The organism is Echinicola sediminis (assembly GCF_054777495.1).
Window position 1 is genome coordinate 22,408 of sequence record NZ_BAAHAP010000038.1, and the last position, 19,415, is coordinate 41,822.

Below are 19,415 nucleotides of genomic sequence, written 5' to 3' on the forward strand. Positions count from 1 at the left end.
TCCCAAAGCACGGAAGTGGTAAGACAAGGTTTATTTACTCCTCGTGAATGGCACAAATCTCACCGGCATAAGGGTTTTTGTTCTGGGCTTTCCGTTTTTCTTTTCTACCAAAGAAAGCATCTGCGTCATAAAAGGGGAACCAACTGGAATAATCATTTTTCCACCATCCTTAAGCTGCTCAATCAATGGGGGCGGCACAAACTCAGCTGCGGCGGTCACCACAATGGCATCAAAGGGAGCACGTTCTTCCCAACCATAATAGCCATCGCCCACTTTGACTTTTATATTATCAAATCCCAGCGACTCCAAACGCTTGGCAGCCGAAGTTCCCAACTCTTTTACAATCTCAATGGTATATACCTCATCCACAATTTCTGCCAGCACAGCGGCTTGGTACCCTGAGCCCGTACCGATTTCCAGCACCTTAAAATAGGGTTCTGGACTGATTACCTCAGTCATATAAGCCACGATATAGGGTTGCGAAATGGTCTGCCCATAGCCGATAGGCAAAGGCCTGTCATCGTAGGCGTTTTTTCGATAATCATCGGGCACAAACAAATGACGTTTTACCTCGCGCATGGCTTTCAGCACATTGGACTCTTGGATTCCCCTGCGTTCAATCTGCACTTTGACCATCTGGTCACGCTCTCCTTTATAAGGGTCAGCTTGATGAAAGACAAACAATATCCCTATGAAAATCAAGCACTTTACCATCATTATCTGTTTCGCTCCTGTTTTACCAAAACCCAAATTAATGCCCTTATTGTTCCAGTTATTACCTTAAATTATGGAGAGATACGTCTAAGGAAAAACATTAAAAACTTAATTATAAAAATGGATCAATTACCGCAGCCCTTGTGTTAATTTAATAATTTTTAGATTAGGTAACTTAAAAAAATACCCTGAACACTTTATTAAGTATTCAGGGTAAACATCATAATTCTGTGATTTCAACTCTTAGTCTAATAAGCCATCTCTACGATCCTCTTAACATCTTCTGGACTTATATCCTTGTTTTCTCCAAGACCCAACCAACTCCTCTCAGTAAAGCGATCGGCTATTTTATCTGCTGTACCTTCGTAGGCATCTGTATAGGCTGATAATTGGGTCGCTATACCTAATGATTGGAAAAACTCTTCTGTTTTTTGAATTGCTGCCTTGGCTTTTTCTTCCGTAGAACCACTCGAAATTCCCCAAATTCGCTCCGCATACTGGGCTATTTTTTCCTTTTTCTTATCAAAGTTATAGCGGTAATGGCTGCCGGCCAAGATGGCCAGGGTCCTCGCATGGTCGATCCCATACAAGGCGGTGAGTTCATGTCCCATGGCATGGATTGCCCAGTCGGTAGGCACACCTTTCTGTATCAAACCGTTTAAGGCCATGGTACAGCACCACATAAAGTTGGCTGCAGCTTCATAATCGCCTGGATCTTTCATCACCCTTGGAGCTACTTCGATCAGGGTCTGCAAAATACTTTCAGCAAACCGGTCCTGCAAATAGGCTCCCGCCGGATAAGTCATGTACTGCTCCAAAACGTGGGTAAAGGCATCCGCTATGCCATTGGCAATTTGTCGTTCGGGAAGTGATTTGACCACGGCAGGATCCAATATGGAAAACTGCGGAAACAGTCCTGGACCTCCCATGCCTAATTTTTCCTGGGTTTGTTTGTTGGAGATAACCGAGCCGGAATTGGATTCCGATCCGGTAGCTGGAATGGTGAGCACCGTGCCAAAGGGCAAGCCCTTTTCTGTTCTGATTTTTTTGGCCAAAATATCCCAAGGCTCTTCCCCTTCATAAAGCGCAGCGGAAGAAAGAAACTTGGTCGCATCGATCACCGATCCTCCGCCCACAGCAAGCATAAAAGTGATCTCTTCCTTTTGGATGATTTCCAATGCTTCCAATAGACCGTGATACTCCGGATTGGCAGGAATGCCTCCAAACTCAATCACTTCATAATCCTTCAAAGCAGCTTTTACGGCCTCGTAAATTCCGTTTCTCTTGATGCTGCCTCCTCCATAAGTCATCAGTACTTTGGCTCCTTTTGGAATCTCCTGTGATAGTTTTTCGTATTGATCGGATCCAAAAATGATCTTTGTAGGGTTTTTAAACTCAAAATTTTGCATATCGGTCGCTATTCAATTTTATTTTGGTTTCGCCTCTTCACAATGGCTTAAATAGAACAAATGACAAGCCGAATAGTTCACTGATTTTTACTCTTACCTCTTCCTTCGCCCTGTCCCTTGAACTCCCTAATTTGCAACGAGGATCATTAAATCCCAGTGTTTTTAACACCCTCCCAAATTCGCATGGAAAATGCTAATATTTAGCAACCCGCGTTTGAAACGCGGGTTAGAGTTAGAAGTAGCTAAGTACTCAATACTAATTACTCCAGACTCTTTTACTCAAAATAAGGATACTTCCCTTTGCTGATCATATCATCTGCAATCTGTCTTCTCAGCTCTTTGGTGTTGACCGGATCCATTTTGGTAAAGCGCTTCAAGCCCATTAACATCACTTTTTGTTCATCCCCTGTGGTAAAGGAAGCAATGGCCTCCTTTCCTGCTGCCTGGATCTTGTCTATAGCCTCTGCCAGATAAACCTGCACCATGGCAATCTGCTGCTTGCAGGCTTCCTCTCCCTTTAAGCTCGCCCTTTTCTCTGTCCTAAGTAGGGCCGACTCCACCGCATAGATCTCTATCATAATATCCGCCAGGTTCATCATAACTTCCTGCTCTTCCTCCAACTTGGTCTGCATAAACATGGCCGCTTTGCCCCCTACCATCAAAAACACCTTTTTGAGCTTTTTCAATACTTCTTTTTCTGCTGCAAATAGCTCTGAGGTGTCGATGGTTTCAAAAGAAGGTACCGAGGTTAACTCCTCTGCTACTGCTTTGGCAGGATCAAAAAGGTTGATTTCTCCCTTCATGGCCCGCTTCAAAAGCATGCCCACCATCAGCATCCGGTTGATTTCGTTGGTTCCCTCATAAATTCTGGAAATCCTGGCATCCCGGTAGGCCCGCTCCATGGGTGCATCCGCCGAGTAGCCCATGCCACCATAAATCTGCACTCCCTGATCTACCACATAATCCAACACTTCGGAACCATGTATTTTGGAAATGGCACATTCCATCGCAAACTGTTCCACACCTTTTAGTTTGGCCTTATTCACATTCATGCCCTCTGATATCAATGCATCAATGCGGTCTTCTATGTCCTGCCCTAAGCGATAAGAAAGTGATTCGCTCACATAAGTTTTGATCGCCATCTCAGCCAGTTTGGCCTTAATGGCTCCGAAGGTATTGATGGACACGCCAAACTGCTTTCTTTCGGAAGAATAAGTCAGGGCATTTTTGATCACCTGACGGCAGCCTCCCAATACCCCGGCCCCTAATTTTACCCTTCCTATATTAAGGATGTTCACGGCAATTTTGAACCCATTTTGCCGATCGGAAAGCATATTTTCCACAGGCACTTTACAATCATTGAAAAAGACCTGTCGGGTAGAGGAGCCTTTGATGCCCATCTTTTTTTCCTCTTCATTCATGGTGATTCCTCCAAAGTCCTTCTCCACAATAAAGGCCGTTAGGTTCTTGTCGTCCTCAATCTTGGCAAAGACAATAAAAAGATCCGCAAAACCGCCATTGGAAATCCACATCTTCTGCCCGTTCAGCAAATAGTGTTTGCCATCTGCTGTCAAGGTGGCTTTGGTTTTGCCACTGTTAGCATCAGAACCGGCATCAGGCTCTGTCAGACAGTAGCAAGTAGCCCATTCTCCCGTAGCCAGTTTTGGCAGATATTGCTGCTTTTGCTCTTCTGTACCATAATACAATATCGGTAAGGTGCCAATGCCCGTTTGTGCGCCATAGGTGGTAGAAAAAGAACCTGCCGCACCAATGATATCTGCGATCAGCATGGAGGTGTTGAAGCTCATGCCCAAGCCCTGGTATTCTTCGGGCACTGAAATACCCAGCAAGCCCAGTTCCCCCGCCTTTTTCAAAATACTGGGCACCAAATCAGGGTTTTTCATACTGTCGATCTCTTCGATCTTTGGCAAGATCTCCGTATCAATAAAATCCTGACAGGCCTGGGCCATCATGCGTTGCTCTTCTGAAAATTCAGCCGGGATAAAAATATCCCTAGCCTCCGTTTCCCTGATCAGGAACTCTCCCCCGTTGATGGTATTTTTCTTTGTTGTTTCCATTTGTAATTAGTCTTGAGTATTGAGAATTGAGTATTGAGTGAATGGTCTCAGCCTCTATTTATCTTTATTTAAACTTTTAATCAGGCCATAACTCATTTTCTGAATTTCATTAATTTCCTTTTCCAATGGTACAAAAGAGCTTTCTTCCAATAACCCCAGCAACTTAGATATACATAACTGCGTGTCTAATTCACAAAGTGAACCATAAGCTATATCTAAAAATCTCTTAAAGTCATTATCAGTCCCCCTTCCAGCTCCCTCAGCAATGTTGGAAGCTACCGAAACAGAAGACCTCCTCATTTGGGAGACAAGACCAAATTTTTCCTCATTGGGAAAATCAGCAGTCATTACATAAATATCCTTGGCGAGAAAAATTGATCTTTGCCACACTTTAAAATCCTTGTAATTGTTCATAAGTGTAAAATTTATATTAAAAGTTAGTTTTGCTTTATAGCCGTCAAGCTGAGCCTTTCGGCTCTCTGATCAGGATAAACTATAAGCGAAGCCCTGTGTATCGCCTTTTCACTCCGGTCTTCTGGGTACACAAATCAAAGCTCAATACTCACGACTCTAGACTCAAGACTATTTCAAAAGCTCCACCACCCCGGCTACGCCCTGGCCGCCTCCTACGCAGGCAGTGACCATCCCGTACTTTTGGTTTCTTCTGCGGAGTTCATTGATGATCTGAACGGTCAGCTTGGCGCCGGTACATCCTAGGGGATGCCCCAGTGCCACGGCACCTCCGTTGACATTCACAATTTCAGGATCCATGTCCAGCGACCTGATCACTGCCAAAGCCTGTGCAGCAAAGGCTTCATTCAGTTCCACCAAGTCGATATCATTGAGTTTCATTCCAGCCTGTTTTAAAGCCTTTGGCACGGCTTCTTTTGGTCCGATGCCCATAATCCGTGGATCCACGCCCGCCACCGAATAGCTCACCAGCCTAGCCACTGGTTCCAGATTCAGCTCCTTCACCATTCTTTCGGACATCACCAAGGCAAAGGCTGCCCCATCAGAAGTTTGGGAGGAGTTGCCCGCGGTAACCTGTCCACCCTGCCTAAATGCCGGCTTGAGAGTGGATAGCACTTCCATATTGGTACCTGGCCTGGGACCCTCATCGGTATCCACTATAAAGCTCCTTTTCTTCTTTTTGCCGCTTTCATCCACATAATTTTCTTCCACCTTCACCGGAACGATTTCATCCTTAAACTTCCCTTCTTTGATCGCATTGATGGCCCTTTCATGGGAAGAAACCGCAAACTTATCGGAATCCTCACGGGAAATATCATAATCCTTGGCCAGCTCCTCCGCCGTCAGTCCCATGCTCAGGTAATAATCGGGGTGTTCGGAGGCCACCTTCCAGTTCAAGGCCGTTTTGTAGCCCATCATGGGTACAAGAGACATGGATTCCGTGCCTCCGGCAATGATGCAATCGGCCATGCCCGACTTGATTTTGGCAGTGGCCAATGCGATGGCTTCCAGGCCCGATCCGCAATAGCGGTTGATGATAAAGCCCGGCACCACTTTGCCCAAAGCCATCAGGGAAATCATCCGGCCCATCTGCATGCCCTGTTCCGCCTCCGGTACGGCGTTGCCCACGATCAGGTCATCCACCCTGCTGGGCTCCAGTCCCGGCGTCTCCGCCAGCAAATGCTTGATCACATCCGTGGCCAGATCATCCGGCCTGTAAAAGCGGAATCCACCCTTTTTGGCTTTTCCCACTGCTGATCTATATCCGTTTACTATGTAAGCTTCCATTACTTTATCGTTTTATGTTTCTTGTTTTATTTAAGAACAAAGAGAAAAGAACAAAGAATCAAGATTGGGACTCTATTGAAGATTTCAATCCGTTTATCATTCTTTGAATTTCTATAAGATCATTTTCAAGGGAAGAAGATTTCTCTTCAGAAATAAGTCCTACCCTCTTGCTTATTTCTAATTGAGTTTCGAGTTCGTAACTCTCACCCAAACTTGTTTCCAATGAATTGCAAAAAACTTTATGAGATGATTTTGCGCTGCCTTCTGCTATGTTGGAAGGAACAGAAACACTTGCTCTCCTCATTTGAGAAACCATTCCATACTTTTCCTCATTAGGAAATTCCTTTGTTGTGAAGTATACCTTGACTGCAAAATCAACAGATTTTTGCCAAACTTTAAGATTTCTAAAATTGTGCATGTTCATTATGTTTTGGTTAAAAAATTGTGTTGTCTTTTCTCTTTATTCTTGGCTCTTTGTTCTAAGTACTTGATACTCGATACTGCCATCTTGATACTCTATACTAATTCCTCAACGGTTTACCCTTAAACAGAATGCTATGGATTCTTTCCAAGGTCTTTTTCTCACCCGTAAGGCTGAGAAAGGCTTCCCTTTCCAAATCCAATAAATACTGCTCTGAAACTTCCGTTGGTTGGGAGAGGTCCCCGCCACTCATGACCCAAGCCAGCTTTCTGGCGATCTTGGCATCGTGATCAGAGATATAGGCTCCATACTGCATGCCCGTAATCCCCGCTTCAAAGTAGGCCAGCGAAGTTTTGCCCAACACTTTGATATTGGTTTGATGGACGGGCTGTGTGTAGCCCTCATCATAAAGCTCAAGGACTTTGGCCTTGGCTTCTGCCAGTTGGCGTTTGCGGTTGATGGTAATATCATCCTTTGCCTGTAAATAGCCCAAGCCCCTTGCCTCTTCGGCAGAGGTGGAGACCTTTGCGGTAGCGATATTCATGAAGATTTCCTGTAACCTGTTCAATTCCACATCACCGTCTCGAAGGCTATTGGAGAAACGCAGGGTCATTTCCTTGGTGCCACCACCTGCAGGGATCACCCCAACGCCAAATTCAACCAATCCCATATACAACTCGGCATGCGCCTGTATGGCGTCCGCATGAAGGGACATTTCACAGCCACCTCCCAAGGCCATATTGTGTGGAGCGACGACCACCGGCACGGAACTGTAGCGCACGCGCATCATCGTCTTCTGGAATTGGGCGATCATCAGGTTGATTTCATCAAAGTCCTGGTCTCCTGCGTACATAAAGATCATGGAAAGATTGGCGCCTGCGGAGAAATTGCCTCCCTCATTCCCAATGACCAAGCCTTTGAAATCTTTCTCTGCCATGGAAATCGCTGTATTCATGCCCTCAATGACTTCGGCACCCAGGGAATTCATTTTGGTATGGAATTCCAGCCCTATGACGTCATCGCCCATATCGTAAATAGTGGATCCTGCATTGCCCCACAGCTTTTTATTTCCCGCTTTTAATGTATCCAAAAGAATAAACTCCTGCTGTCCAGGGATATCTTTATAGGACTTGGAAGGAATATCATAGTACTGGCGCGTTCCCTTTTCCACTCGGTAAAAACGGTCATGGCCTGCCTCCAGCATCTCATACACCCAAGTGGCTGGCTTCTGGCCTTCAGCTTCCATCTTTTCAACAGTATCCTTTACCCCAAGGATGTCCCAGTTTTCGAAGGGGCCATATTCCCAGCCAAATCCGGCACAAACTGCTTGATCGATGCGGTAAAGTTCATCAGCGATTTCAGGAATACGGTTGGAGCAATATCGGAAAAGGTCATAGAAGGTGGCCCGATAAAACTCTCCAGCCTGATCATCAAAATTCACCAGAAATTTGATGCGCTTCTTAAGGTCATGGATATCCTTTGATCCTTCCAGTGCTTTGAACTTGGGCTTTTCCGCGGGTTTATATTCAAGGGTCTTGAAATCTAATTCTTTCAATTCTTTGGTTCCGTCCTTATGGCGGATCATATGGAAAAAGCCCTGTCCGGATTTATCCCCAAACCATTTATTTTCGTAAAGAAACTCCACAAATTTGGGCAGCCTGAATTGCTCTTTGGACTCATCATGCGGTAAGGCTTTTCGTAAATTATTGGCCACATTGACCATAGTATCCAAGCCCACCACATCCATGGTTCTGAAAGTCGCAGACTTGGCCCTGCCGATAACCGTACCTGTAAGTTTATCCACTTCAGACACCCCTAAGCCCATTTTATCGATGATGTGCATGCTGGACATTATGGCATAAACCCCTATCCTGTTGGCGATAAAAGCCGGGGTATCTTTACAAAGTACCGTTTCTTTACCCAAATGGCGGTCACCGTATTCCATTAAGAAATCGATGTTGTCTGGATTGGTTTTTGGTCCGGGGATGATCTCCAAGAGACGCAAATACCTGGGCGGGTTAAAGAAGTGGGTACCGCAGAAGTGGGTTTGGAAATCATCGCTCCTTCCCTGGCAAAGCAGCTGCATCGGAATCCCGGAGGTATTGGAAGTGATCAGCGTGCCCGGTTTGCGGTGCAGTTCCACTTTTTCATAAAGGGACTGTTTGATATCCAAACGTTCCACCACCACTTCGATCACCCAGTCATACTCTTTGATCTTTGGCAGATCGTCTTCAAAGTTCCCGGTTTGGATGCGCTCGGCAAATGCCTTGTCGTAAATTGGTGAGGGCTTCGCTTTTAAGCTTTTCTCCAAGGCTTCATTGACCAACCTGTTCCTGACAGCCTTGTCCTCCAGCGTCAATCCTTTCTTGTTTTCTGCTTCGTTGGTTTCTTTGGGCAAAATGTCCAGTAAAAGCACCTGCACACCAATATTGGCAAAGTGGCAGGCAATCCTGGATCCCATAACTCCAGAACCTAAAATGGCTACTTTTCGGATGGTTCGTTTCATTTTATTTTAGTTTATTTTTCGATGTCAAATGGAACCTCGCAAATTAAACCTGCTCCTCCGGAAATGGTCTGTATCATGCTCGGTTTCATAGAAATAATGGTTAATAAGATTTCCCCGCTATCGGGCTGTTGGATTTCTGTTGTTCCTTTTCTATCACTTGGTTGATTTTCTGAAATACCCGGAAGAAAGCCTCTAGCTCTTTTTCGCTGACCACCTCACGGATGGCATGGTTGAATTCCTGTATGGTTTCGATGGATATTTCTTTTTTCCGCTTTCCCTCGGGGGTCAAAAAAATGCGGACCGATCGCTTGTCGGAAGCATCAGGCTTTCTACAGATCAAGCCTTTTTCTTCCATGGATTTCAGCATTCGGGTGAGGCTCCTGGATTCCAGACCCATCATAGGGGCAATCTTGGTCGCCGGAGTACCTTCTTTGGAATTGATATTGATGAGAACAAAACCTATCGAGGTCGTCAATCCCTCTTCGGCTGCCTTTTGGTTGTACATGCGGGAAATGGCATGCCAGGCAGTTTTGATATGGAAATCTACGGTTTCTTCGGGTTTCATACGCTCAAGTCGAATGCTTACTAGCTTAACGTAATATAAGAAATAATTCGTATGCATGCATACTATATAGTATTAAAAAGTTTGAAGGTTATAATGTTCAACGTTTGAACCGGTTTGTTTTTATCATGGGGACAGGCTCATTTCGACAGGCTCAATGGCCCATACGACTGCGGTTGCTGAGTCTGCCGAAGCACGGTTGCTGAGCGCGTCGAAGCACGGTCCCTGAACTATGCTCCCTGAGCTTGCCGAAGGGGTCGAATGGGCTGTTGTCCCGTCAGCTGGCTGCGGGACTATTTTATAATTGATTCGGTCTATGCGCAAATCTTAATCGTACCGGGCACAGCCCTCGTTACAAGAGTAGTTTTAAAAAACAAATTAAGCAACTATATCCGTGTTCATCCTTTTCATCTGTGGATGATATTTTGGATCTATATGAAATATAGAGGGTAGACTAATTTTAAGTCATTCAGGATGTTGAAGTAATGGATACTCAAAGAGGCTTCTGCTTTAGCGGTAATGACTTTTCACTATTAAAAGGAAAGGCGGCTAAAGCGGCCATAATAGGCACTTATAACCCTGGGTTGACACCCAGGGTTATTGATATTTCGCCCTTCCAGGGCTATTTTCAACCATCCAAAACTACAAGAGCTGGTTTACCAGATAAGACAATAAGCTGATGTCCATATTGAACCGCCTTGCTGAAACCTCTGTTTTCCCATCAGCTGTGCTTCGGGACTTTTTTATAATTGATTCCGCCTTTGAATAGAATTTCAGTTATTTGCTCGAGCCACCAGACCAATTTTATCGGGATCAGCCCTCGGTTCCAAAGAGGTAAATTTCTCCTCTCAAAAGTTACTAACCTATCTCAATTTCCTCACCCAAAAACTTCGGCTCCACTCCTAATAATATATCCATAAACGCTTTGGTCCTTGCAAAATATTCTCTGACCTGGGTTTTTATCCCACGCTTCAGAGAAACATTCTTGGCATTGAAACCTACAGCATTTATATTGTGATGATTGGCCAGATAAATTGCCCTTTCATTATGAAACTGTTGGGAGATTATGGTAAAATCCTCTAGCCCAAAAATCTCTTTGGCCCTGACAATAGAATCCAAGGTCCTGAATCCAGCATAATCCAAATAAATCTTGTTTTCGGGTATGCCTCTTTTTACTAATTCATTCTTAATGTCTGTGGGCTCATCATAATCTTTATTACCATTGTCTCCGCTTACCAGGACAAATTCAATTTTTCCGTTTTCATAAAGTTCCACCGTGGCATCGATTCTATATTTAAAATATAAATTCATCCTTCCGCTGCTTAGCTCTTTTGCTGTTCCCAAAACAAGGCCTACCCGATTCTTTTTGATTTTAGAAACATCTGAATAGGTCAGTTTTGAAGTTTGCTTTTCGACTGTAAAATTTGCGAACACAACCAAGGCTATTGGCAGGATCAAAATCACGAAGGCAATAACTAATTTTTTTCTCCTCATAGTTTTTCCTTTACAGTAATCGCTCCAACCTTCCCTTTCTCTTAACGATATTTTTATAATCCCATTGGACCTTTCTTGATTTTTCCAGCCAACGCTTGAGGTCAAGGCTATTGATCTGCTCTGCAGCTGTATATCGCTTTTCGGCTGCTTTGAATTTCCCTTCTGGTTCCAATCCCTCCTCTTCGAAAGACTGCCCGCTCCAGAACAATAACCGGACGCATCCTTTCAGTTTGCTATAGCCCACAATAGGATTGCCCCCCAAAAACCAGACCGGATGCCCATGCCAAATTTTATTTTCGGCATCACTAAGGTTTGCCTCTATCTCCTGATACAAGCGGTCGCAAATGGCCTTGTCCTCCAGGGACTGCTGCTTATGATAATCTTCAATGTCTTTGTTCATAACAAATCCCTTATCCAAAACTTGGCGTCATCACCCCATCAGAACTCTTTTTGAGCTTTATTCCAACCAGTATCTCATGCAATGTCTCTGCTGCCAGGCCATGCAAAACCAACCGATAAGCTGCACTATAAGTGCTGACAGGCACCATGGGATGTTTATTATTCACCAAGCCCAGGTGACCTGGAGTCCCTAAGATTTGGGAAGTATAGATGGCAATGGTCTCATCCAACTGCAGGGAATTTGATGCCCTTACAAAATCATTGGAAGTCAAAAACAATTGATAAAAAGGGGTAAAGAGTTCGATTGCCGATCTCAAATCCAAAACGTTCGTCCATTTATTAGGAAAATCAATGTGGTCAAACTGATCTACTGTGATCATGTCCAGGTTGATTTTTTCCGGTCTGGCTATCGAAACAGCCTTTTCCTTGAGCTGTTGGTTAAGGTGAATGACAAAGTTGTACAAATTCAAATCATGCTTCAAAAACAGGTCATCCTTAATATCCTCAAAATCCCGGGGTTTTAAAGGATTACCGACAATTTGCACTCCAGGGATATTGCCGGCAATAAATTGGAGAATTTCCGTACCCACATGAAAATGCCGAAATATTAGCAAATTGGCATCTGGACTGACAAAATTCCGCAATCCCCAAGCCAATATCCGGTGCAGAATTTTCGAAGAGTTGAATGCCTTTGGAAAGAAAAATTTAAAGACATGGATAAAAAACATGGTTACTTTCGACCAAAGCTGGATGAAAGGCAATAGGTAACGCACTGACTTGGAAGAATTATCCCGCATCAGCGCCCTCTTCGCTTTATTGTTGATAGGAATACTATCATCCAAATACAAGGCCAGCCAGGGATCCGGATCCCTTTCATCATGGCTTGCTATATCCCATTCTTTATCCTTCATATCACTTAATAATTTCCCAGTTCTTCCAATTGCATTTTAAACAGCCTAGCCGTTGTTTTGGCCGTTTTAACGATCTTTTTGGCAATTTCCAAATTCATCTTTGGGTGGTTCAGCGCCTCTTCCAAGTTATGAAAATGATTTTCATCCGCCACCCCGTGATAAGTAAAAAAAGACACTTGATTATCCGTGATGTCCAGCTGGTCTTTGATCATCTCTCCCCAATAAGCTGCCAAGCGTTTTCCTATTCCCTCAATGATAAACATGGCCCCAAGCAAATCAATGGGGTTGGGCTTACTGGCTTGCTGAAACATAAATGAGGTCAAAGCTACCGTTCCGATGTTTTTTTCGCCTGAGTGAATGGCCGCAAGCGGCTCGCCCAAGGCTACATAGTTCCTTTCCAGCATTTGGTAGTCCTTGTGCTCTGTAGCGGTGTGCTTAATAAAAGCAGATCTCAACTCAAACAGGTCAATGTCAATATTAGATGCGGCCCGGGAAATCCATTGGGAACCATCTATTACCTGCTGGCGTAGATCTATCAACAGCTGCTTATAATCCTCCCTACTTAGCTGCCCCTTATGGATTTTTTCCACGATAGGCACTTTGAGCAAAGCGGTTTCAAAATCTATCCAGATTTGAGCCAACTGCCGAACCAACCATTCAGAGGTTTCATTTTTATCAATATTCAATTCCGGAGATGCAATCTCACGGATGGGATAGCTTTTTGGATTCCCCTCATTATTGCCTACTACCGTAAGCTGCATAAAAGAAGTGATAAATCTCCCGCTCTCAGGGACCATACAGAGTATTTTCTGCCCTTGCCTTAATTTTCCTGAATACATCAGTTCCTCCAACATGATGAAAATGGAGGCCGCCCCTGTATTTCCCTTTGTACTTAGATTGCTAAACCATTTTTCATCAGGAATGGCCCCTCCTCCTTTTTCCATAAGTGCTTTGATCGGGGCTTTGAATACCTCTGAAGAATAATGGCAGCAAAGCCAATCCACCTTCTTCTTTTCAATTTTCCCTTGATCAATCAGATCAAAATAATGCGCCACCCCTGCTTTTACCACCTTGTCCAATAACCTAGTGTCTTGTCTCAGATTGATGGCCCCGGCTTTGGAAGCTTCCTCATAGCTGGGATAATCCAACCAGGTCTTTTCCTCCTCATTCTGATTGTCCGTCTTGCCTGTAAACATACAAACCGGGTATTCATTGGCGTGGGATTTAATATCGATCCAATCTATCCTCTGGGAAATTCCGCGTTCATTCTTTTTATTTTGCAAGACAAATGCACCTGCTCCATCTGAAAGCATCCAGCGTAAAAATTCCACATCGAAAGGGAGGGAACCAAGCTGTTGTGCTTCGGCCCTGGAGGCCTTGAACAGTCTACTGGCCAATTCACTGCCCACACATACCGCGTTTTGTTTTTCGCTGCTTTTGATCTGGGCGAAGGCGTCTTTCAGCGCCATCATCCCGCTGGCACATACACTTTGAAAGCTCGCCACCTCACATTCCTGAAAATCCAATCCTGCATGGACCATACTGGCAAAACCAGGAATAGGAAGATCCCCTTGGGTAGTCCCCGTACACAAAAGCTCAATTTCCTTGGCTTGCAAATTGCCTTTAGCCAAAGCACATTTCACTGCATTCACAGCCAATTGGCTGTTGAAATGGGTGGTTTCCTGTTTTTTATTGATGGCATAATAGCGCTGCTTAATGCCGTTTTGCTTAAGGATACGTTCCTTGGCACGACTGTCATTCCCGTTTATTCTGCCCAGATAATCTTCCATTTCCTCATTGGAAATGGCCTTGTTCGGTAAAAAGATACCGGCACTTGTGATATACACTTCATTCATGATCTAATGATTAGGCTTGGAAAAGAGTCGGTCCAGAAAATTCAGTGCAAAACCATAATTCTTACTCCCTTTGCTATGGTGTTGGTTATGGTGAGTTCCCATTAGCCACCAGGCCTCACCCCTACCCGATCCAAAACGATAGTTACAATGCCCGGCATAGTTGAGCAAAATGCTGACAAGCGGGTAGGTAAAGATCGCCACGATAGAGAAAGGCAACAAGGGCGCTATGGTGATGGGAACAGTACTCAGCAAAAAGGCTTCAATCCAATGAAAGCTATAAACCGAATAAACGGTTGGGGTGATGGATTTATGGTGAACAAAATGAATTCTTTTCATAAAAAACCGAGTATGCATGATTCGATGTACTACAAAAAAGTGGACCTCATTCCACAGCGTCAAGAGCGCCAATCCTATCAATACATTTAGCCAGGTATCCGGTAAAAGTGTAATCCAGCCCATACGGATAAAATAAACTACAGGGATGATGGAAAATCCAAAGACAAGAATAGACTTTAGGGAATGCCATTTTTCAAAGGCTATTTGCCCTGGTTTCACTTGTCGGGAATCAATCAAATTCAATAATTTTTTACCCTCCAAAAATTTGCACACAGCCAGATATAACGGGGCTAAACCAAAATAAAGCACCATAAAATACCCAAATGATAAAACAAATAACTGCAAATAAGAATATTCATAAAGAATATTTTCTATTAGCTGCTGTATCATAGATAGACTGGATTAATAATTATTTCTACGGATATTCCTGAGGAACTGGTTAAAAATGCCGTTCTGATTTTAAAAATATATTGGATATTAAATAGGACTCGTTTATTTCCACAGGTCTTTCTTATCTATGGACAGGTCATTTCGGCAGGCTCATTTCGGCAGGCTCAATGGCCCAAACAACTGTGGTTGCTGAGCTCCTCGAAGCACGGTTGCTGAGCATCACTCCCTCGGTCCCTGAGCCTGTCGAAGGGGTCAAAGGACCGAAGCTCCGAGCTAATGCCGAATCTTAACCCCTAAAATACACCCGGACAAGCCTATTTCTTCTCCTTATTTTTTGATTCGGTGTAACTTTTTGATAATTCGGGCAACTTATCATAATCACCATCAATCAAAGCCTTTTTCTTTCTTCTACTCCACCCTTGAACCTGTTTCTCACGATAAAATGCTTCATCTATGTTTGCGAACTCTTCATAGTATACGAGTTTAACGGGCAGATGCTTTCTGGTAAAATTTGCCCCCTCACCTGCTTGATGCTGTATCAGTCTATTGTCCAAATCAATTGTACTTCCTGTATAATAAAGTCCATTACTACATTCCAATATGTACATATAACCTTTCATGGATAAAAATTTAGATTTAAAAATTAAACGTTTTTACAAGGCTTATTTCGGCAGACCTTCCTTGTCTGCAGATAGGCACATTTCGGCAGGCTCAATGGCCCAAACAACTGCGGTTGCTGAGCCTGTCGAAGCACGGTTGCTAAGCATCACACCTGCGGTCCCTGAGCCTGTCGAAGGGCTCGAAGGGCAGAAGCGGTCAAAGGGCCAAACAGCCTATTCAATCAACTCCCCAATTCTCTTTCTTATAAACTCTGCGCGTTTACTGTAAATCATCATCTTAAAATCCCTGGAATTTACATCGATCATTCCTCCCAGATCTACCTTAAGCTCCCTAACGACCTGATCAAAATATCGATCCCTCTTGTCCAGCCATTTTCTTTGGGCCGATCGCAAAGTATCTTTTTGAGCATAGGAAATTTGATGCATCAGATCCTGATAGACAACATTTAGCATGCTGTCCATCTGAGCAGCATAGTGTATCTCTGTTTGCATCATGTCTTTCCCTTTATCCAACTGATCTTGATTTACTATTGCAAGGCTATCCATTACTTCTCGATAGTAATTTGTCTTCTCAGCAAATGTTTTCCTTTCTTCAATATGCCGTAAATCTGTATTTCGCGATTTACAGGTAGCGAAAAAGAATAATATTAGCAGAGCTAATGTAAATTGCATCCTAAACCAAAAACTAATTGCTTTCATAGGACAATTAAAAATCGTTAGTTGTTAAAGATTTTCCTTAAGCGACTCTTTCAATTGATAAAAAATTACTTGATTTGAATGATCCGCTCTTCTAGGTTCAGTGCCCCTTCTGATCTCACCTCCTTAGTTTCTACACTATAGGTAGTCCAACCTGTGCTGCCATGAATTCTTGATGCAGTCCAAACCTCGTTTGTTATCGGAGGAAGATCGGATATTTTCTGATCTTGCTTTCCAAAAGCTCCCGCTTTAGAAAGATAAGTCCAAGTAGCTTCTGTCAGTTGTTCAGAATTTACCTCCTGATACATTCTAAGTACAGAATTGTCTTCCTCTCCGTTGAGTTCATCCAAAACTATACTTACATCGACATCGAGGGGTTCACCTCCAAAATTATTTAGAAACTTCAATTCACCATTTATTTCTTCATGCAATTCATATTTTACGCCGTGAAAAGCATAGAATTGGATAGCATCTTTGATGGCATTTGCTTGAATTAGCTCTTTAGTTTTAAAAATTCCCATGGTCTGATTGAGTACTTGATCAATGTTGGGTGTGTTTTTATATTCCTCGCGAACTACTTCCACACCTTTCAGCATATAATCCCTCACCTCTTCCCAATTGATTACTTCCTCAACGGAACCCAATTCGTCCGTTTTGATAAGGACAGAGATATCTTCTGTCATACTTGATAACTTGTTTAAAAGTTCATTATCAGTGTCAATCCTATAATTTTTGTAAAACCATTCAATTATATAACTGTTTTCAGTTGAATCCTTTATGGTTATATCCACTTCATATAAAATGGTAATATGAGAAACGGTATCCCCTTCTACCACACTTAACTTCTCTAATGAAAGGTTATATGATTGGCTATCCCCTATATTCCAATAGCCAACTATCTGTGAAGAAGAGTCAGACATATTTATCTGTCCGTATAGCAATCCTATAGAAAAATGCACAAATGCGAATATCAAAAAGATAATTTTGATGGTTTGACGCTGATAATTTAAAGCAGAGATCATCTTACTGGTTTTCAGTTAATGCTTCATTTCTTTTAGCCTAAAAATTCAATTCTTATAAAATGATTTAAAGCTAAACAATTGGTTAATTCCATAAAATACCCCGTTTAAGGTATTTTATGCTACCATGTTTCTAAAAGAGTGTTGAAATTGGGAGGTAAAACCACGTTCATTTTAGTAAGGCCCATTCAGAGTTGGGCCACTTAGTTTTGCAAAGGCTTATTTCGGCAGGCCTGCCTTGTCTGCAGATAGACACATTTCGACAAGCTCAATGGCCCAAACAACTGCGGTTACTGAGCCTGTCGAAGCACGGTTACTGAGCTTGTCGAAGCACGGCTGCTGAGCATCACTCCCTCGGTCCCTGAGCCTGTCGAAGGGGTCGAAGGGCCGAAAGAGTCGAAGGGCCAATCACTATCCCCTCCCCTCAAACTTCAAATGCATAAACAACAGCTGGTAGGCAATGGCATTTTTCCAATAGGCCGCATTGTGTACACCCGGTCGGGCGATGAAATCATGGGGTATATTGCGCTGTTCCAACTTTTCATGCAAGCGCACATTAGCATCGTAGAAAAAATCATGCACACCACAGTCAATGATAATATCCAAGCTTTTTCCGTCCAGCAGATGCACCATATTGATCACGGTATTTTCTTCCCAGACTTCCTTATTTTCCGTATAGGCGCCCAATCTTTTAGCTATATCCCAATTCAAGGGAAAGGGCCTGATGTCTACACCTCCGCTGGTGCTTCCAGCTATTCCAAAAAGCTCCTGGTGCCTAAAACCCAGGTAAAGTCCACCATGGCCGCCCATGCTCAGCCCGGTGATCGCACGGTACCTTCTGTCCTTTTTGGTAGCATAGTGCTCATCCACCCAGCTGAGCAGTTCAGAAGTGACAAAAGTCTCATACTGCATTTTAGGGTCTATAGGGCTGTCGTAATACCAACTGGTGACTCCAGCATCAGGACAGACGATGATCACGCCGTAGAGGTCCGCAAAATGCTGTAAATCGGCAATACCCGACCATGTAGTGTAATTCCCTCCCGCACCATGCAGCAAATAGACCGAAGGATAGCTCTGTGTCGGTTGATAATCACTTGGGGTAACAATCAAATTGGGCACGGTCTTTTCCATCTTTTGGCTGTAAACCTGTACGGTATCGGTCTTGGCCATGGAAATGACCTGTAAGCCTATTAGCAGGCTTAAAATCAAGGTAATTTTCTTCATTGGAATTTTGGTTGTTAAGGTTCTCTCTCGTTTATGTCTCAGAAAAATCCGAATTACTCCAGTAATTCCTTAAAAAAGCCCTGCCTATTCATTCTCTTTCTCAAACTTACCAATGGCAAAATTAAGCTTGACGTAAAACGCACTGGGATCGAATTTTGGAGCATTGCTGATGATCAGGTCCTTTCTCAAATCGGGATTGAAGTTTCTCCTCAGCTTGGTCACACTGGAATAAATGTTCAGCATATAGCCTACCTGAAGCCCCATACGGGAATAAACCCCCACATGGGTCGTGGGCTTAAGAAATGCTCCCAAAAGCTTATCCGCATTGAGGCTGAGGTTTAGCCCGAAATTTCTCTGGTACAAAAAGCTGGTATTCATTCCTCCCATAAGGTTCTCGTCAAAATCTGTATTGAGATCCGAGGCGATAAGATCCAAAGAGGTCGATCCATAATACAGGCCTATCTTGGGATAAAAGCGGAGATCCTGGGTGATGGTGTTCTTCCAATGGTATTGAAACCCGGCAGAGATGTGGATGGGTAAATAGCGATAACTGACGAATTCATTGTTAAAGCGTTTTTTGTTCAGGTTAAAATCCGTCTCTGCAAAAAAACCCAATCCGGACATGGCTACATAAGAAAATCCACCTCCCAATGTTGCTGATTGTTTCTCGAAGGTCTGGTACCCGGCATTTTCCAAATAGTGATTCAGATCAGTATACGGTTGGTTTTTAAATCCGGCTGAAATATAAAAATCAGTAAAGTAGATTTTTTCCTGCGCAAAGACGGCCACCGGCAATACCAGCATCAAAAACGTAAACAGCACTAAATTTTTTTTCATAGTCACTTCATTTTGGAAAACATCAGGTACTGACTAAATAACGGTATTGACTGTCCTCTCTATTTCTCCAATTTTAAATTTATCCATTTTTATTTTCAAAAAAACATCTTCTAGCGGATTTCAATCATTCTTACTTCTAAACGGATTCTGCCAGCCTAAATTTTAAGTTATCCAATTAAATGTTC

The 19,415-nt window shown here is 43.4% G+C and carries 18 protein-coding genes; all 18 read right to left on the reverse strand.

The window, feature by feature from the left end; translation table 11 throughout:
* Window positions 1-30: 30 nt before the first annotated feature.
* Complete coding sequence (locus ACYVAA_RS11510; protein WP_460541738.1) at window positions 31-717, reverse strand: protein-L-isoaspartate(D-aspartate) O-methyltransferase; 687 nt, start codon at window positions 715-717, stop codon at window positions 31-33.
* A 245-nt stretch (window positions 718-962) separates the two neighbouring features.
* Window positions 963-2,123, reverse strand: a complete 1,161-nt coding sequence (locus tag ACYVAA_RS11515; protein WP_460541740.1) for an iron-containing alcohol dehydrogenase — start codon at window positions 2,121-2,123, stop codon at window positions 963-965.
* A 275-nt stretch (window positions 2,124-2,398) separates the two neighbouring features.
* The gene (locus ACYVAA_RS11520; protein WP_460541742.1) at window positions 2,399-4,201 is read right to left on the reverse strand and encodes an acyl-CoA dehydrogenase family protein; all 1,803 of its coding nucleotides are present in this window, start codon (window positions 4,199-4,201) and stop codon (window positions 2,399-2,401) included.
* Between the two features lie 54 nt (window positions 4,202-4,255).
* Window positions 4,256-4,615, reverse strand: coding sequence for a four helix bundle protein (locus ACYVAA_RS11525; RefSeq protein WP_460541744.1), 360 nt, complete (start codon window positions 4,613-4,615; stop codon window positions 4,256-4,258).
* A 168-nt stretch (window positions 4,616-4,783) separates the two neighbouring features.
* Window positions 4,784-5,959: a thiolase family protein gene (locus ACYVAA_RS11530; RefSeq protein WP_460541746.1), complete on the reverse strand. Its 1,176-nt coding sequence runs from the start codon at window positions 5,957-5,959 to the stop codon at window positions 4,784-4,786.
* Between the two features lie 58 nt (window positions 5,960-6,017).
* Window positions 6,018-6,377 carry a four helix bundle protein gene (locus ACYVAA_RS11535; protein WP_460541797.1) on the reverse strand — a complete coding sequence of 120 codons (360 nt, stop codon included), beginning with the start codon at window positions 6,375-6,377 and terminating at the stop codon, window positions 6,018-6,020.
* Window positions 6,378-6,480: 103 nt separating this feature from the next.
* The gene (locus ACYVAA_RS11540; RefSeq protein WP_460541748.1) at window positions 6,481-8,886 is read right to left on the reverse strand and encodes a 3-hydroxyacyl-CoA dehydrogenase/enoyl-CoA hydratase family protein; all 2,406 of its coding nucleotides are present in this window, start codon (window positions 8,884-8,886) and stop codon (window positions 6,481-6,483) included.
* 100 nt (window positions 8,887-8,986) lie between these two features.
* Window positions 8,987-9,451, reverse strand: coding sequence for a MarR family winged helix-turn-helix transcriptional regulator (locus ACYVAA_RS11545; protein ID WP_460541750.1), 465 nt, complete (start codon window positions 9,449-9,451; stop codon window positions 8,987-8,989).
* An 855-nt stretch (window positions 9,452-10,306) separates the two neighbouring features.
* Window positions 10,307-10,942 (reverse strand): SanA/YdcF family protein, encoded by a 636-nt coding sequence (locus ACYVAA_RS11550; RefSeq protein WP_460541752.1) that lies wholly within the window; start codon window positions 10,940-10,942, stop codon window positions 10,307-10,309.
* Between the two features lie 10 nt (window positions 10,943-10,952).
* Window positions 10,953-11,342 carry a DUF1801 domain-containing protein gene (locus tag ACYVAA_RS11555; RefSeq protein WP_460541754.1) on the reverse strand — a complete coding sequence of 130 codons (390 nt, stop codon included), beginning with the start codon at window positions 11,340-11,342 and terminating at the stop codon, window positions 10,953-10,955.
* A 10-nt stretch (window positions 11,343-11,352) separates the two neighbouring features.
* Window positions 11,353-12,252, reverse strand: coding sequence for a DUF6999 family protein (locus tag ACYVAA_RS11560; protein ID WP_460541756.1), 900 nt, complete (start codon window positions 12,250-12,252; stop codon window positions 11,353-11,355).
* Between the two features lie 5 nt (window positions 12,253-12,257).
* Complete coding sequence (locus ACYVAA_RS11565) at window positions 12,258-14,108, reverse strand: 3-oxoacyl-[acyl-carrier-protein] synthase III C-terminal domain-containing protein (protein WP_460541758.1); 1,851 nt, start codon at window positions 14,106-14,108, stop codon at window positions 12,258-12,260.
* A 3-nt stretch (window positions 14,109-14,111) separates the two neighbouring features.
* Window positions 14,112-14,834, reverse strand: a complete 723-nt coding sequence (locus ACYVAA_RS11570) for a sterol desaturase family protein (RefSeq protein WP_460541760.1) — start codon at window positions 14,832-14,834, stop codon at window positions 14,112-14,114.
* 314 nt (window positions 14,835-15,148) lie between these two features.
* The gene (locus ACYVAA_RS11575; protein ID WP_460541762.1) at window positions 15,149-15,454 is read right to left on the reverse strand and encodes a GIY-YIG nuclease family protein; all 306 of its coding nucleotides are present in this window, start codon (window positions 15,452-15,454) and stop codon (window positions 15,149-15,151) included.
* Between the two features lie 213 nt (window positions 15,455-15,667).
* Window positions 15,668-16,000, reverse strand: a complete 333-nt coding sequence (locus ACYVAA_RS11580) for a lysozyme inhibitor LprI family protein (RefSeq protein WP_460541764.1) — start codon at window positions 15,998-16,000, stop codon at window positions 15,668-15,670.
* 218 nt (window positions 16,001-16,218) lie between these two features.
* Window positions 16,219-17,172: a hypothetical protein gene (locus ACYVAA_RS11585; protein WP_460541766.1), complete on the reverse strand. Its 954-nt coding sequence runs from the start codon at window positions 17,170-17,172 to the stop codon at window positions 16,219-16,221.
* Window positions 17,173-17,580: 408 nt separating this feature from the next.
* Window positions 17,581-18,393: an alpha/beta hydrolase gene (locus ACYVAA_RS11590; RefSeq protein ID WP_460541768.1), complete on the reverse strand. Its 813-nt coding sequence runs from the start codon at window positions 18,391-18,393 to the stop codon at window positions 17,581-17,583.
* 84 nt (window positions 18,394-18,477) lie between these two features.
* Window positions 18,478-19,230 (reverse strand): hypothetical protein, encoded by a 753-nt coding sequence (locus tag ACYVAA_RS11595; protein ID WP_460541770.1) that lies wholly within the window; start codon window positions 19,228-19,230, stop codon window positions 18,478-18,480.
* Window positions 19,231-19,415 lie beyond the last annotated feature (185 nt).